This is a genomic window from Mycobacterium sp., assembly GCF_035603715.1.
In the GTDB taxonomy this organism is placed as follows: Bacteria; Actinomycetota; Actinomycetes; order Mycobacteriales; family Mycobacteriaceae; genus Mycobacterium.
Window position 1 is genome coordinate 1 of the sequence record NZ_DATNJW010000597.1, and the last position, 13,772, is coordinate 13,772.

Below are 13,772 nucleotides of genomic sequence, written 5' to 3' on the forward strand. Positions count from 1 at the left end.
ACACAGTAGCGACCTGAAGGGTCAGGCTGCGTCGAGAATGGCCTGATCGGCCCGCCAGTGGTACACGGTGGGTTCGCAGCCGTGCAGCAGTCCCAGATCCACGGCGTCCAGCATCGCTTGCCGCGGACCGGACTTACGCAGGTGACTGGCCGCGACCGCTACCCGCACGACGCCGTCGCGACGCGCCACCCGCTCGGCCGACAGCACCAGCATCCGGCACCACCACGGCTCGGACAGGAATCCTTCGCCGATACCCAGTACCCGTGCCCGCACGGTCGTCTGCCGGACCAGGTCGGTAATCTCATGCAGGTCGGCTAGAAGACGGAATCCGTTGCGGGGCAACGCGGTAACCGTTCCCGGTGATGCGGTCCAGCGCGGCGCCGCGAAGAGCCGAGTGCGCAGTCCGAGGTGCTCGAGCACCCGGTCCGCGGCCATCAGGCGCAGATTGGCCTCGTGTGCCGGCAGCGTGGCGAACTCACCGCGGCGCTTCTTGGTGGCCGCGTCGTCGTATCCGTTCAGCAGAATCGCATCGCCGGCGGCACGCCGACCTGCCAGCCACTCGACGGTGATCGGATCGTGATCCAGCCGGTAACCGCCTTTCAACCGCGGGGCAACCAGCAAGGACACCGGTACAGAACGGTTGTCCATTTTCTCGCAGAATTGGGCGACGTCGTCCAACGTGCGCTCGCGAATCCCGGAGACCGAGACGATCAACTTCCCAGACACATCACAATTTTGACGATGTCAGATGTCCAAATGGTGACATACACGCGGACAGCAAGCGTCAGTTCGACGCGAGCCGACCAGCTAATTCGGTAGCACAGCCTCGACCGCCGCGATCACCTCAGGCGCATCAGGCACCGTTTGCGGACGGAATCGGTTGACCACCTCTCCGCCCGGTGCGACCAGGAATTTCTCGAAGTTCCACTGCACGTCACCGGCCTGACCGGCGGCGTCAGGCGTCTTGGTCAATTCGGTGTAAAGCGGGTGCCGGTCCGGCCCATTGACATCGGTTTTGGCCAACAGCGGGAACGTCACACCATAAGTCGTCGAACAAAAAGTCTGGATTTCTTCCGCGCTGCCCGGCTCTTGTCCCATGAATTGATTGCACGGAACTCCGAGAACGGTCAGGCCGCGCTCGGCGTAATCGCGCGCAAGCTGCTCAAGCGCGGCGTATTGCGGCGTCAGACCACATTTTGAGGCGACGTTGACCACCAGCACGGCGCGGTCGTTGTAGTCGGCCAGCGACAGTGAACCGCCATCGAGGCCGGTCAAAGCGATCTCGGTCACAGTCATACCCGGAGGCTACCCCAGGACATTTTGATCAGCTAGCTACTTTCTCGTTAGTCTGGTGGTCATGGTTTCTCGCGCGGTACCGACGGCCAACGACGAACCCGCGGCCGACAATCTCGCCGAGTACCCGGATTCGCTGGATGCCGGCCTGCTGCGGATCGCCGGTGTCTGCATTCTCGCCTCGGTGATGGCGATTCTGGACGGCACGGTCGTCAGCGTCGCGCAGCGCACGTTCATCGCGGAGTTCGCATCCACTCAGGCCGTCGTCGCCTGGACAATCACCGGCTACACGCTCGGCCAGGCCACTGTGATTCCGCTGGCCGGCTGGGCATCAGACCGATTCGGCACCAAGCGGCTGTTCATGGGTGCGGCTTTATGGTTCACCCTGGCATCGCTGCTGTGCTCGATGGCATCAAACGTCACCCAGCTCATCGCATTTCGAGTCATCCAAGGTTTTGGCGGCGGGATGCTGGTGCCGCTGACCCTGATCATCTTGACGCGCGAGGCCGGCCCGAGACGGCTCGGCAGGTTGATGGCGGTGCTCGGCATCCCGATGCTGCTTGCCCCGATGTGCGGGCCGGTCCTCGGTGGCTGGCTGATCAGCGCTTACGGCTGGCAATGGATCTTCCGGATCAACCTGCCGATCGGCGTCATCCTGATAGTGCTCGCGGCATTGATCTTTCCGAAAGATCGTCCGCGCCCGTCGGAGGCCTTCGACTTCGTCGGGATGCTCTTGCTGTCACCGGGATTGGCAACCCTGCTGTTCGGGATCTCCTCGGTGCCGCGGCGTGACAGCTTCACCGACAACCATGTGTGGATACCGGGGCTCATCGGAATCGCTCTGATTACGGCGTTCGTTCTGCACGCGCTGCATCGCGCCGACCATCCGCTCATCGACCTGCGGCTGTTCAAGAATCGGGCGGTAACGCTGTCCAACTCCGCGATGTTCGCGTTCTCCGTTGGGTTTTTCGGCGCCGTCCTGGTCATTCCCAGCTATCTCCAGCAGCTGCTGCATGAAACTCCGCTGCAGTCCGGCCTGCAACTGATCCCGCAGGGGCTCGGCGCGATGCTGACTATGCCGCTGGCCGGCACCTTGATGGACAAACGCGGACCCCGCAATGTCCTGTTGGTCGGGATCACGGCGATCACCACCGGATTGACCGTATTCGCCTATGGCGCATCGCAACAGGCGGAATATATGCCGATCCTGATGGTGGGATTGGTCATCACGGGCATCGGCCTGGGCTGCACCCTGACACCGCTGTCCGGCGCGGCGGTACAGACATTGGCTCCGCACGAGGTGGCGCGCGGGTCGACGCTGCTGAGTGTCAACCAACACGTCGCCGTTGCGGTTGGCACCGCGTTGATGTCGGTGATCTTGACCAGTCAGTTCAATCGCAGCGAAACCATCGGCGCCGCAGAGAAACTCGGGATTCTCCGGGGAAAATTCGGGAAGCACGGTCCACCGGTGCCGTCGCATCACGAGGTCTCCGCTGATTTCACCATCCGGCTGATGCATGACCTCACCCACGCCTACACACTCGTGTTGGTGGTCTCGATCGTCGTTGTCGCGCTGACACTGCTTCCGGTGGCGTTTCTACCCAACAAGCCACCGCCGCCCGGCCGACGCCAGACCACGGTGCCCGTCTAGAGCGCTACTCCTCGAACAACATCATCGCAATCCGCTCCACGGACGCCATCGGATCGGCGGCCTTCAGCTCAGGGTTCACCGCGTCATTCAGCCACAGCATCGAAAAACCGTGCACCAGCGACCAAGCCGCGAGTTGCGCACCACGCGGATCCGCCTGGGCGTGCTGGTCTGGCAGTGACGCGACGCCGCGGGCCAGCTCGTCCCCGGCAGCGGCTTCGGCGGCCACCAACTCCGGGTTCAACGGGTCGAGCAACGACTTGTCGAACATCACCCGGTAGTGGCCCGGATGCTCGATGGCGAACCGCACATACGCCGATGCAGCATCCAGGAAGCGCGGGCGAGCCTCCGCGAGTGCAGTGGCCAGCAGCCCGAACCCTTGGGCGGCCAGCGCGGTGAACAAACCACGGCGGTCGGTGAAGTGGTGTGCCGGTGCGGCGTGCGACACCCCCGCTTCGCGCGCCAGCTCGCGAAGCGACACCCCGTCGGCGCCCCGCTGTGCCACCAGACGCGCGGCTTCGGTAAGTATCTCGGCCCGCAGATCGCCGTGATGGTAGGTCGAACGGTCCATAGCGACAGCATAGCGGACTAACTTGACACTGACTAGTTTGCCGTCGTACGCTCGGCCGCAAAACTAGTCAGTGTCTAGATTGGAGATGAAAAGATGGCTCCGTTGATCGCTCTGCTCATCGGAAGCATGGTCGCCCGGCTCGTGGGCCGGCTCGGCGTCGACTACCTCGACAGCTGGGGCAAGGCGATCGCTGTCGGTCTGGCCGCGATGTTCGTGCTGACCGGCGTGGCGCACTTCGCCCCGCCGCTGCGCGGCAGCCTGATCGCGATAGTGCCGCCGCGACTGCCGGCGCCGGGATTACTGGTCAGCTTCACCGGGGTGCTGGAATTGCTCGGCGCGGTCGGCCTGTTGATTCCGGCTACCCGGATCGCGGCGGGGGTCTGTCTACTGCTGTTGATGGTGGCGATGTTCCCGGCCAACATCTACGCGGCCCGGATGCCCAACCCGCCCAAGTCGATGACGACCCGGCTACCCCTGCGCACCGCTGAGGAGATCGTCTACCTGGCCGCTGCCGTAGTGGTCGCGGTCGGCGGCAGCTAGCAACCAAGCGTATTGGTAGGCGGCCTCTTTCCAGCGTTCGTAGCGCCCGCTGATACCACCGTGGCCGGCGGTCATTTGGGTCTTCAATAGCACCGGATTGCCGTCGGTCTTGGTGTGCCGCAGCGCCGCAACCCATTTCGCCGGCTCGACATAGTAGACCCGAGTGTCGTGCAGCGAGGTCATCGCGAGAATGGCCGGATACTTCTGCGCCGCCACATTTTCGTACGGCGAATACGATTTCATGTAGTGGTAGACATCGCTGTCGCTCAACGGGTTTCCCCATTCGTCCCACTCGGTGACGGTCAGCGGCAACGACGGGTCCAGGATCGTGGTCAGCGGATCGACAAACGGCACCTGCGCCAGAATTCCGGCAAAAAGGTCGGGCGCCATGTTGGCCACCGCACCCATGAGTAGGCCACCGGCGCTACCTCCCAGCGCCACCAACTGCTGCGGGCGGGTCAGCCCGGTGTCCACCAGATGCTGCCCGACTGAGACGAAGTCGGTAAAGGTGTTCTTCTTCTCCAGAAGCTTGCCGTGCTCGTACCACAGCCGGCCCATCTCACCGCCGCCGCGCACATGTGCGACGACGAACACCATGCCGCGGTCCAGCAATGACAGCCGGGCGATGGAAAATCGTGGATCCTCGCAGATCTCGTAGGCGCCGTAGCCGTAAACCAAAGCCGGGGCCGGGAATTCGATACCGGCACGATGGACGATCGAAATCGGGATCTTGGTACCGTCGGCCGCGTGCGCCCAATCGCGACGTTCGACGTAATCCTCGCGGCGGTAATCGCCCAGCACCGGTTGCTCGCGCAACAGCGTGCGCTCGCCGGTGACCAGGTCCAGATCGTAAATGCGTACCGGGGTGATAAACGACCCCGCGCCGACCCGTAGCTTGGGCGACTCCCAATTCGGGTTGGCGCCCAGCCCGGCCGACATCAGCTCGGAGTCGAAGGCGATCTCCTCGGCACGTCCGTAGTCGTTGTCCTTTATGGGCCACAACTGGATTCGCGGTAGCGCTGCGCCGCGGTAGCTGACCACCAGGTGCCCGGCGAACGCATCGACGCCGTCTAGCCGCACATCGTCGCGGTGATCGATCAGGGTGCGCTGCGCTGTGGGGTCGTCGACAGGCGCCTCGGCCAGCGTGAAGTTCACCGCGTTGTCGTTGTGCAGGATCAAGAATCGATCCTGCCCTCCGACGATCGCGTGCTCCACCGAATATTCGATGCCCTCCCGGCGGGGCAACACCGTGACGAACTCGGCATGCGGATCGCCGGCGTCGGCATAGCGGACTTCCGAGGTGATAGCCGATCCCGCTGCGATCAATACGTACGCGTCGCTACGCGTCCGGCCAACCGCGAGCCAAAACTTCTCGTCGGATTCGTGATACACCTTCTCGGCGGAAAGGCCGGACGCAAGGCGATGACGCCACACCGTATCGGGACGCCATGCCGCGTCAAGGGTGATGTAGTAGACGGTTCGATTGTCGGTGGCCCAGGTCGCCCCCGCACCGATGCCGACGATCTCGTCGGGATACTGCTCTCCGGTGCGAAGGTTCCTGAACCGCAACGTATAACGTTCGTCGCCGACTACGTCGACGGAGTAGGCCAGCACATTTCCGTCGGGGCTGACGCTGGCGGCACCCAGCGAGAAGAAGTCGTGCCCTTCGGCTTCGACGTTCTCATCGAGCAGCACCTGCTCGCCGGCAATCTCGGTGTGCTCGTCGAAGACCGGTGGATTCCAGTCGGTTGGATCGGCTATCGCGCAACGGCATTGGACACCGTACTGCTTGCCTTCGTAGCTGCGAGCGTAATACCACCAGTCGCCGCGACGGACCGGTACCGACAGGTCGGTTTCCTTGGTCCTGGCTTTGATCTCATCGAAGATGCGCTGCCGCAACGGCTCGAGCGGGGCGGTCGTCTGATCGGCGTAGTCGTTCTCGGCCTCCAGATAGGCGACCACTTCATGACTCGACTTGTCGCGCAGCCATTCGTATGGATCGTTGAACACGTCACCGTGAAACTCTCTCCGAGAGTCGACACGTTTGGCGATCGGCGGCTGAGGATTATCGGTCATGCGCACGGACCGATCCAGTCGCCGAAGCTCAATCCAGAAATCCGTTCGTAGGCCTCGACATAACGAGCCCTAGTGGCATCGATGACGCTGTCCGGAAGCGGTGGCGGCGGCTTAGAACCTCCGCGATCCCAGCCCGACTCGGGACTGGTCAACCAGTTGCGGACGAACTGTTTGTCGAAGCTGTTCTGCACCTCGCCGACGCGGTAATCGGCCGCCGGCCAGTAGCGCGACGAGTCGGGGGTGAAGATCTCATCGGCCAGCACCAGGACGCCGCGGGCATCGACGCCGAACTCGAATTTGGTGTCGGCGATGATGATTCCCTTTCGGAGCGCGTGGTCAGCGGCCTGGACGTAGGTCTGCAAAGTACGGTCGCGCAATTGGTTGGCGCGGACTCCACCGACCATCTCGATCACCTTCGCGAACGGAATATTCTCGTCGTGTTGTCCCAGTTCAGCTTTCGTCGCGGGGGTGAACAACGGGGTCGCGAACCTGCTGGCCTCGACGAGGCCCGGCGGCAAGGTGATGCCACAGACTTTGCCGGTCTCCTGGTAGTCCAGTAAGCCCGAACCGGTCAAATACCCGCGGGCGACGCACTCCACCGGTGCCATGTCGAGCTCGTGCACCACCAGCGCCCGGCCCAAGACTTCGTCGGGGATCCGCGGATCATCCGGCGGTCCGGCCAGATGGTTGGGCGCCTCGACGAGATCGAAGAAGAACACGCTCATCGCGGTCAAGATGCGTCCCTTATCTGGGATCACACTGTCGAGTACATAGTCGAATGCCGAGATCCGGTCAGTCGCGACGAACAGCAGGTGACCGTCGTCGATGCGATACAACTCGCGGACTTTGCCACTGGCCAGGTGCTGATAGTCGGACAGAGCGGGACGCATCGAGACAGCGTAGCGGTCGCCGTAACGGCGACCTACAGACCGACCCTGTGTTGGGATCGGAGTATGAAATCGCGGTTTGTCCCTTACGCCACCACTCCGGGCCGACTGCTGGCTCAGCTGTTCAGCGACGTCGTCGTCGCCATCTGGACTTTTCTCTGGGTGCTCGTCGGCCTGGCCGTCCACAGCGCGGTGTCGACGATCGCCGATGTGGGTCGGCAGGTTCAAGGCGGCGCTGACGGTGTCGCCGACAGCCTCAAGTCGGCCGGCCAGAGCGCCGAGCACATCCCACTGGTCGGCGGGGCGGTCAGCGAACCGCTGACCGCGGCCAGCAAGGCCGCGCTCGACATCGCCGGCGCCGGCCACAACCTGGATAGCACCGCCAGCTGGCTGGCCGTCGTACTGGCGTTGGCGGTTGCGGCCCCGCCGACGCTCGGGGTGGCGGTGCCGTGGCTGGCGTTACGCATTCGGTTCCTCCGGCGCAAGTTGACCGTGAGCGCGCTGGCCGCCACCCCGGCCGGTGCCCAGCTGCTGGCGTTGCGGGCGTTGGCCAACCGGCCACTGGGCCGGCTCACCGCGGTGTCCCCCGACCCGGTCGGGGCATGGCGTGCAGCGGATCCCCGCGCCATCCATGGCCTTGCGGCCCTCGAATTGCGTTCGGCGGGAATAGCGGTCAGGGCACGTTAGACCAATTCCACCACGAGATGCCGGATACCGGTGTGCCGGTTGCTACGTGTCCATTCCACATCACGCACGACCTGCACGGTTGCGAACCGCGACAGCAGCTCTTCGAACAGCACCCGCAGCTCCAGCCTGGCCAGGTTGGCGCCCAAGCAGTAATGCGCACCCTGGCCGAAACCAAGGTGCGGGTTGGGCTTTCGCTCGATATCGAACTCATCGGCGTCGTCGAATACGCTTGCGTCGCGGTTGGCCGAGCCCTCCCATATCTGCACCTTCTGCCCCGCCCCAATCGGCGCGCCGCCGACCGTGACGTCGCGGGTGGCCGTGCGCCGCTTGGACGGCGACGGCGACGTCCACCGGACCATCTCCTCGACCGCGGTCGGCAGCGTGTCCAAATCCTCACGCAGCGCGCGTAATTGCTCCGGATGGTTGGCCAGCGCCAGCAGCCCGCCGGCGACCGCGTTACGGGTCGTCTCCGCGCCGGCACTGAACAGCAGGCTGAAGAACAAATACAGCTCGAGGTCGGACATGGCCGGGCCGTCGTCGGCATGGGCCGCCGCGTTTGCGACCACCGACAACATGTCATCGGTGGGCTGGGCACGTTTCGACGCGATCAGCTCCAGCCCGTAGGTGTACATCCGCGAGCCGGCCTCCTCGGCCGACAGCTGCGACAAAGCCGCCTTGCGCGATCCGCCGAAGTCGAACTGCGGTTCGATGGCCTCGAACAACCAATGCCGTTCGGATTCAGGCACTCCCAGCAGAATGCAAATCATCTGCATGGGTAATTCGGCGGCGACGTCCATAACGAAGTCGAACGGCTCGCCGGGCACCACCGCATCCAGCAGCCGACGCGTCCGCCCGCGCAGGTCGTCTTCGACCAGCCCGATCATCCGCGGCGTCAGCCCCGAGCTGACCAGCCGCCGAATCTGCGTATGCCGCGGGTCGTCCATCATGTTGAGCACTTGGCCCGCGATCGACAGATCCTGCAGCAGCGTGCCGCCGAACGGTCGGTCCCCGCCGGTGACCGACGAGAACGTCACCGGATCTTTCAGCACGGCAAGCGTTTCCGCGTAGCTGGCAACGGACCAGAACCCCTCACCGTCTGGCGTGTGCTCGGTCGGGCGGTGCCAGTAGACCGGTGCCTCGCGCCGATGGACGGCGAACAGCTCGTGCGGAAAGCCGTTGGCGAAGTTATCCAGGTCGGTGAAGTCGACCTGCGAGAGCGCCCCGGCCAGAGTCATAGGATGGCACCCGGCGTGTACTTGGCTGCATCGGGATAACGGGTGACCAGCGCATCGACCTCCGCGACCACCGCGTCGACCTGATCGCCGGCCGCGCCGATGAACGCTTTTCGGTCGGCCAGCGCGGCATCGATCGCGGCCCGATCCAGCGGCAGGCGCGGGTCGGCGGCCAGCCGGTCGAGTAGATCCGGCTCGGCGCCTTGCTCGCGCATCGCCAGCGCCGCACCGACAGCATGCTCCTTGATCACCTCGTGCGCCGTTTCCCGGCCCAGTCCCGCGCGCACGGCGGCGATCAACACCTTGGTGGTGGCGAGGAACGGCAGATAGCGGTCCAGCTCCCGCTGAATCACCGCGGGGTAGGCACCGAATTCGTCGAGCACGGTCAGCATGGTCTCGATCTGTCCGTCGACGGCAAAGAAGCTGTCCGGCAAGGTGACTCGGCGCACCACGGAACAGAACACATCACCTTCGTTCCACTGCGCCCCGGCCAACTCGGCGGCCATCGAGGCGTAGCCGCGCAGCACGACCTGGAGCCCGTTGACCCGCTCACAGCTGCGGGTGTTCATCTTGTGCGGCATCGCCGACGAGCCGACCTGTCCGGCAGCGAAGCCCTCGGTGACCAGATCGTGGCCGGCCATCAGCCGGATGGTGTGTGCCAGCGACGACGGGCCGGCGCCCAGCTGAACCAGAGCCGACACCACGTCGTGGTCGAGCGAACGCGGATACACCTGCCCGACGCTGGTCAAAACCGTTGCGAAGCCCAGGAAATCGGCGATGCGCTGTTCGAGGTCAGCCAGCTTCGCCGCGTCGCCACCGAGCAGGTCGAGCATGTCCTGGGCGGTTCCCATCGGACCTTTGATGCCGCGCAACGGGTAACGATCGATCAATTCCCGGAGCCTGGTCAATGCGACGAGAGTCTCCTGCGCTGCCGACGCGAACCGCTTGCCCAGTGTGGTGGCCTGTGCCGCGACGTTGTGACTGCGTCCGGCCATCACCAGATCGCAGTAGCTCGCGGCGCGCTCGGCCATCCGGGACACCACCGCCACGCCGTGCGCGAACACCAACTCTAGCGAGCGGCGAACCTGCAACTGCTCGACATTCTCGGTCAGGTCACGACTGGTCATGCCCTTGTGCACGTGTTCGTGACCGGCCAGCGCGTTGAACTCCTCGATGCGGGCCTTCACGTCGTGGCGCAGCACCCGCTCGCGGGCAGAGATCGACGCCAGGTCGACGTCGTCGAGCACCCGTTCGTAATCGGCGATCGCCGTTGCGGGGACCTCGACGCCCAATTCCGCCTGCGCCCGCAACACCGCCAGCCAGAGCCGCCGCTCGGCGACGATCTTGGCCTCCGGCGACCAGATCGCCACCATGTCCGCGCTGGCGTAGCGGTTGGCCAAGACGTTCGGGATTGTCACAAACACACAGCTTAATGGCGCCGCGCCGGGCACGGATCAGGCACAGTGAGGCTCATGCACTTTGTTGGGCTCGATCTGGCCTGGGGCGAGAAGAACAACACAGGTATCGCCGTCGTCGACGCCGACGGTCGACTGCTGCACGTCGGCGCCGGGCACGACGATGAAAGCATCGAAGCAGCGGTGGAGCCCTACGTCAGCGACGACTGCCTGGTGGCCATCGACGCCCCGTTGATCGTGCGGAACTCAGCTGGAGCCCGGCCGTGCGAGACGGCACTCAACCGCGACTTTCATGCGTTCGAGGCGGGCGCCCATCCGGCGAACACCGAGAACCCCGCGTTCAACAGTCCTCGCGGCGCACGGATCGCCAACGCACTGACCCTCGACATGAATCCCGCGTCGACGTCGACACGGCGGGCGATCGAGGTGTATCCGCATCCAGCGACGGTCGCGTTGTTCGGTTTGCAGAAAACCCTCAAATACAAGAAGGGAACCTTCGAGGCACGTCAGCACGAGCTGCTGCACCTGATGACGCTGATCGAAGGCCTCGACAAGGCGTCGCCCCGACTGCGGGTGAACCACAACGTGTCCTGGGTGGAGCTTCGTAAGCGCGTCAAGGCTGCGACCCGGCCGGTACAACTCGACCGGGACGAGGATCCGGTCGACGCGGTGGTGTGCGCGTACGTTGCGCTGTTTTCATATCACCGCCCAGAGGACGTGACGCTGTACGGCGATTTCGCGACCGGTTATATCGTCACGCCGACGCTGCCGCCCGATGCAGCGCCGGCCCGCCGTCGCCGCGCTGTGCCACAGCCGGACAACGACGACCTACGTGCGCAGGTGGCTCACGTCGCAACACTTCTCGACGAAGCGCAGCGCGGCTTGACCGCGATCCGTCGGCAGCTCGGCGGCTAGCCGTCAAGGCCTTCGGATCCGCTGTCAGAGCCCGCAATAGCGCGTTAAAGAGTGGTGTGAATGGCTAATTCGGCTGAAACCGAATCACACCTGCACGGGTCGGCGGTCGAACGGCGCCACCGCATCAATGACATCAATCACAGTCGACCGTGCGAGAGTGCGCGGATCCTGGCGGTCGTCGACCAACGCCGAAACCACTGCGCCATCAACCGTGCAGATCAACGCCGCGACGAGCTCAGGGCGCACCGAGCGTCCCGACCGTTCGATGACCTCGGCCACGGCGTCGACCCGCTGGCGCAGGCTGCGGCGCTGGATTTCCCGTAATCCGGGTAGGCGGGCACAAGCGATGTGGCGCTCGTAGCGCGAAATCAGCTGCTCGGTCAGACGCGTTTCGGATTCGCCGCCGACGAGCAGGTCGACCAGCAGGTCCGCGGTGGTATCGGCGCTGCGCCGCCGACGCGACAGCGTGGCCACCTGCGCACGCAGCTGCGCGACCTCCAGCAACCCGATATGCGCCACCGCGCTGGCGATCAGATCGTCGAGGCTGGAGAAGTAATAGGTGGTCGACGCCAGCGGAAGACCCGCGCGGCGCGCCACGGCGCGGTGCCGGACCGCCTCGAACCCGCCTTCACAAAGCAGCTCGGCGGCCGCGCTGACCAGCGCATACCGTCGACGTTCGCCCTTGGGGGTGACGGCGCCTTTAGGTGGGGCAACCGCCTTCGGCGCGACAGTGGCGGGCGCAGCGACAACGGTCGGTGCGGTGGCAACAGCCGACGCGGCAACGACCTGCTTGGCAGCGACAGCTACCCCGGGAGCAAAGGCTCCCTCGGGAGCCACAGCTGCAGTCACCTAGGACATGGTGCCAGCCAGGCTGGCGCCGTATTGCCCTTTCGAACAAACACCCAGGAGTCGCGCAGCCACGAGGGGACCGAATGCGGCGCTTTATGATGACCCGCATGCCGGAGATGAGTCGTCGTGCCGTGTTGCGCCTGGGCAGCGGCGCCGCGGCCGGAGCGCTCGGCGTCTATGCGATGGACCGCTTGCTCGCCGGGCGTCCTCCGGTGGCGGCGCCGGTAGTCATGACCGGCACCGGCATTCCGCTAGCGCCGCACCCGCCGCTGGAGCCGGTGCCCGCGCCGACGATGGTGACCGGTTCGTTCGTGTCCGCGGCGCGCGGTGGAGTCGCCACCAACTGGGCCATCGCACGTCCTCCCGGTCAGACCAAACCGCTGCGGCCGGTGATCGCGCTGCACGGCAAGGGCAGCAGCGCGGCCACCGTGATGGAGGGCGGGGTCGAGCAGGGGCTGGCCCAGGCCGTCGCCGCCGGCCTGCCTCCGTTCGCGGTTGTGGCTGTCGACGGTGGCGGAAGCTATTGGCACAAAAGGGCTTCCGGCGAAGACTGCAGCGCGATGGTGTTGAACGAGCTCATCCCGATGCTGGGCGGCCAGGGCCTCGACACCTCCCGGGTCGGGTTTCTGGGCTGGTCGATGGGCGGTTACGGCGCCCTGTTGCTGGGCGGTCGGCTCGGTGCGGGCCGCACCGCGGCGATCTGCGCGGTGAGCCCGGCGCTGTGGATGTCGTCGGGGGCGGCCGCCCCGGGCGCGTTCGACGGCCCTGACGATTTCGCGGCTAACTCGGTGTTCGGAATGCCCGCGCTCGGGTCCATTCCGATCCGGGTGGATTGCGGCAACAGCGATCCGTTCTACAGCGCGACCAAGCAGTTCGTCGCCCAGTTGCCCAGTCCACCGGCGGGCGGGTTTTCTCCGGGTGGCCACGATGCGTCGTTCTGGAGTGCGCAGCTGCCGGCCGAATTGACCTGGATGGCGCCGCTGCTGACTGTGTAGCAGCGCTGTACTTCTCGACCGCAGCCCCTACCAGAAGGCTTACGATATTCGAGACGATAGCGCGCAGTGCGTGCTCTGAGTGCACGGAGGTTACCCGAATTGGCGAGGCAAGCCGTCGCGGACAAGCGGCAGCGACGTGAACGCGGATCGATCAGCGTCGACGAAATCATCAACGGCGCGTTCGACGTCGCCGCGGAAGTCTCGGTCGACGGCTTGAGCATGCCGCTGCTGGCCAAGCATCTCGATGTCGGCGTGACAAGCATCTACTGGTACTTCCGGAAAAAGGACGATCTGCTCAACGCGATGACCGACCGCGCGTTGGGCCAGTACGACTTCGCGACACCCTTTGTCGAGGGCCAAGACTGGCAGGATTCGTTGCGGGATCACGCGCGAAAGATGCGGCAGACGTTTCGGGACAACCCGATCCTGTGCGACCTGATCCTGATCCGTGGCACCTTTGGCCGCGAGGCGACGCTCGCGGCGTTCCAGAAGCTGGAGAAGGCGGTCACCACATTGGTCGAGGCGGGCCTGTCACCCGAGGACGCGTTCGACACCTACGCCAGCATCTCGGTGCACACCCAGGGCGCGGCGGTTCTCGAACGCCTGCAAGACAAATCGGGCGGAGCCGAACCGTATCGTCGCGGCGGGAGCCCGGTGATTGATC

General features: G+C 65.0%; 14 protein-coding genes. 6 read left to right on the top strand and 8 right to left on the bottom strand.

Annotation, left to right across the window (positions count from 1 at the left end):
* Window positions 1-21 precede the first annotated feature (21 nt).
* Both VN856_RS24510 and VN856_RS24515 read right to left on the bottom strand, forming a co-directional pair.
* The gene (locus VN856_RS24510; RefSeq protein WP_325694150.1) at window positions 22-726 is read right to left on the bottom strand and encodes a DUF2334 domain-containing protein; all 705 of its coding nucleotides are present in this window, start codon (window positions 724-726) and stop codon (window positions 22-24) included.
* A gap of 81 nt (window positions 727-807) precedes the next feature.
* A complete protein-coding gene (locus tag VN856_RS24515; RefSeq protein WP_325694153.1) occupies window positions 808-1,296 on the bottom strand; it encodes a glutathione peroxidase in 489 nt (162 codons plus the stop codon).
* A gap of 61 nt (window positions 1,297-1,357) precedes the next feature.
* On the opposite strand from VN856_RS24515, the gene VN856_RS24520 reads away from it, so the two are divergent.
* The gene (locus VN856_RS24520) at window positions 1,358-2,944 is read left to right on the top strand and encodes a DHA2 family efflux MFS transporter permease subunit (protein ID WP_325694155.1); all 1,587 of its coding nucleotides are present in this window, start codon (window positions 1,358-1,360) and stop codon (window positions 2,942-2,944) included.
* A gap of 4 nt (window positions 2,945-2,948) precedes the next feature.
* Here the strand turns inward: VN856_RS24520 and VN856_RS24525 are convergent, their stop codons facing one another.
* The gene (locus VN856_RS24525; RefSeq protein WP_325694159.1) at window positions 2,949-3,512 is read right to left on the bottom strand and encodes a TetR/AcrR family transcriptional regulator; all 564 of its coding nucleotides are present in this window, start codon (window positions 3,510-3,512) and stop codon (window positions 2,949-2,951) included.
* A 93-nt stretch (window positions 3,513-3,605) separates the two neighbouring features.
* On the opposite strand from VN856_RS24525, the gene VN856_RS24530 reads away from it, so the two are divergent.
* Complete coding sequence (locus VN856_RS24530; RefSeq protein WP_325694161.1) at window positions 3,606-4,052, top strand: hypothetical protein; 447 nt, start codon at window positions 3,606-3,608, stop codon at window positions 4,050-4,052.
* Here VN856_RS24530 and VN856_RS24535 read toward each other — a convergent pair.
* Window positions 3,981-6,128 (bottom strand): S9 family peptidase, encoded by a 2,148-nt coding sequence (locus VN856_RS24535; protein WP_325694163.1) that lies wholly within the window; start codon window positions 6,126-6,128, stop codon window positions 3,981-3,983. The genes VN856_RS24530 and VN856_RS24535 overlap by 72 nt on opposite strands.
* Window positions 6,125-7,018 carry a phosphoribosylaminoimidazolesuccinocarboxamide synthase gene (locus VN856_RS24540; RefSeq protein WP_325694166.1) on the bottom strand — a complete coding sequence of 298 codons (894 nt, stop codon included), beginning with the start codon at window positions 7,016-7,018 and terminating at the stop codon, window positions 6,125-6,127. The genes VN856_RS24535 and VN856_RS24540 overlap by 4 nt, the downstream gene beginning before the upstream one ends.
* A gap of 63 nt (window positions 7,019-7,081) precedes the next feature.
* On the opposite strand from VN856_RS24540, the gene VN856_RS24545 reads away from it, so the two are divergent.
* Complete coding sequence (locus tag VN856_RS24545; protein WP_325694169.1) at window positions 7,082-7,702, top strand: hypothetical protein; 621 nt, start codon at window positions 7,082-7,084, stop codon at window positions 7,700-7,702.
* Here VN856_RS24545 and VN856_RS24550 read toward each other — a convergent pair.
* Together VN856_RS24550 and purB are read right to left on the bottom strand one after the other, a co-directional pair.
* Window positions 7,699-8,937: a cytochrome P450 gene (locus VN856_RS24550; RefSeq protein WP_325694172.1), complete on the bottom strand. Its 1,239-nt coding sequence runs from the start codon at window positions 8,935-8,937 to the stop codon at window positions 7,699-7,701. The genes VN856_RS24545 and VN856_RS24550 overlap by 4 nt on opposite strands.
* Window positions 8,934-10,352: an adenylosuccinate lyase gene (purB, locus tag VN856_RS24555; RefSeq protein ID WP_325694175.1), complete on the bottom strand. Its 1,419-nt coding sequence runs from the start codon at window positions 10,350-10,352 to the stop codon at window positions 8,934-8,936. Before purB ends, VN856_RS24550 begins: the two co-directional genes overlap by 4 nt.
* A 54-nt stretch (window positions 10,353-10,406) precedes the next feature.
* On the opposite strand from purB, the gene VN856_RS24560 reads away from it, so the two are divergent.
* Window positions 10,407-11,264, top strand: a complete 858-nt coding sequence (locus tag VN856_RS24560) for a DUF429 domain-containing protein (protein WP_325694177.1) — start codon at window positions 10,407-10,409, stop codon at window positions 11,262-11,264.
* Window positions 11,265-11,348: 84 nt separating this feature from the next.
* Here VN856_RS24560 and VN856_RS24565 read toward each other — a convergent pair whose 3' ends face one another.
* Window positions 11,349-11,924, bottom strand: a complete 576-nt coding sequence (locus VN856_RS24565) for a TetR/AcrR family transcriptional regulator (RefSeq protein WP_325694181.1) — start codon at window positions 11,922-11,924, stop codon at window positions 11,349-11,351.
* 284 nt (window positions 11,925-12,208) lie between these two features.
* Here VN856_RS24565 and VN856_RS24570 point away from each other — a divergent pair, with 284 nt between their 5' ends.
* Both VN856_RS24570 and VN856_RS24575 read left to right on the top strand, forming a co-directional pair.
* Window positions 12,209-13,108 (top strand): alpha/beta hydrolase, encoded by a 900-nt coding sequence (locus VN856_RS24570; RefSeq protein ID WP_325694184.1) that lies wholly within the window; start codon window positions 12,209-12,211, stop codon window positions 13,106-13,108.
* Window positions 13,109-13,207: 99 nt separating this feature from the next.
* Window positions 13,208-13,772: TetR/AcrR family transcriptional regulator (locus VN856_RS24575; protein WP_325694179.1), on the top strand; the 565-nt coding region annotated here is incomplete at its 3' end.

Bases quoted from the DNA above. Each gene is read 5' to 3' on its own strand.
- VN856_RS24515 (WP_325694153.1), bottom strand. From the start codon at position 1,296: ATGACTGTGACCGAGATCGCTTTGACCGGCCTCGATGGCGGTTCACTG.
- VN856_RS24520 (WP_325694155.1), top strand. From the start codon at position 1,358: ATGGTTTCTCGCGCGGTACCGACGGCCAACGACGAACCCGCGGCCGAC.
- VN856_RS24525 (WP_325694159.1), bottom strand. From the start codon at position 3,512: ATGGACCGTTCGACCTACCATCACGGCGATCTGCGGGCCGAGATACTT.
- VN856_RS24530 (WP_325694161.1), top strand. From the start codon at position 3,606: ATGGCTCCGTTGATCGCTCTGCTCATCGGAAGCATGGTCGCCCGGCTC.
- VN856_RS24535 (WP_325694163.1), bottom strand. From the start codon at position 6,128: ATGACCGATAATCCTCAGCCGCCGATCGCCAAACGTGTCGACTCTCGG.
- VN856_RS24540 (WP_325694166.1), bottom strand. From the start codon at position 7,018: ATGCGTCCCGCTCTGTCCGACTATCAGCACCTGGCCAGTGGCAAAGTC.
- VN856_RS24545 (WP_325694169.1), top strand. From the start codon at position 7,082: ATGAAATCGCGGTTTGTCCCTTACGCCACCACTCCGGGCCGACTGCTG.
- VN856_RS24550 (WP_325694172.1), bottom strand. From the start codon at position 8,937: ATGACTCTGGCCGGGGCGCTCTCGCAGGTCGACTTCACCGACCTGGAT.
- VN856_RS24560 (WP_325694177.1), top strand. From the start codon at position 10,407: ATGCACTTTGTTGGGCTCGATCTGGCCTGGGGCGAGAAGAACAACACA.
- VN856_RS24570 (WP_325694184.1), top strand. From the start codon at position 12,209: ATGATGACCCGCATGCCGGAGATGAGTCGTCGTGCCGTGTTGCGCCTG.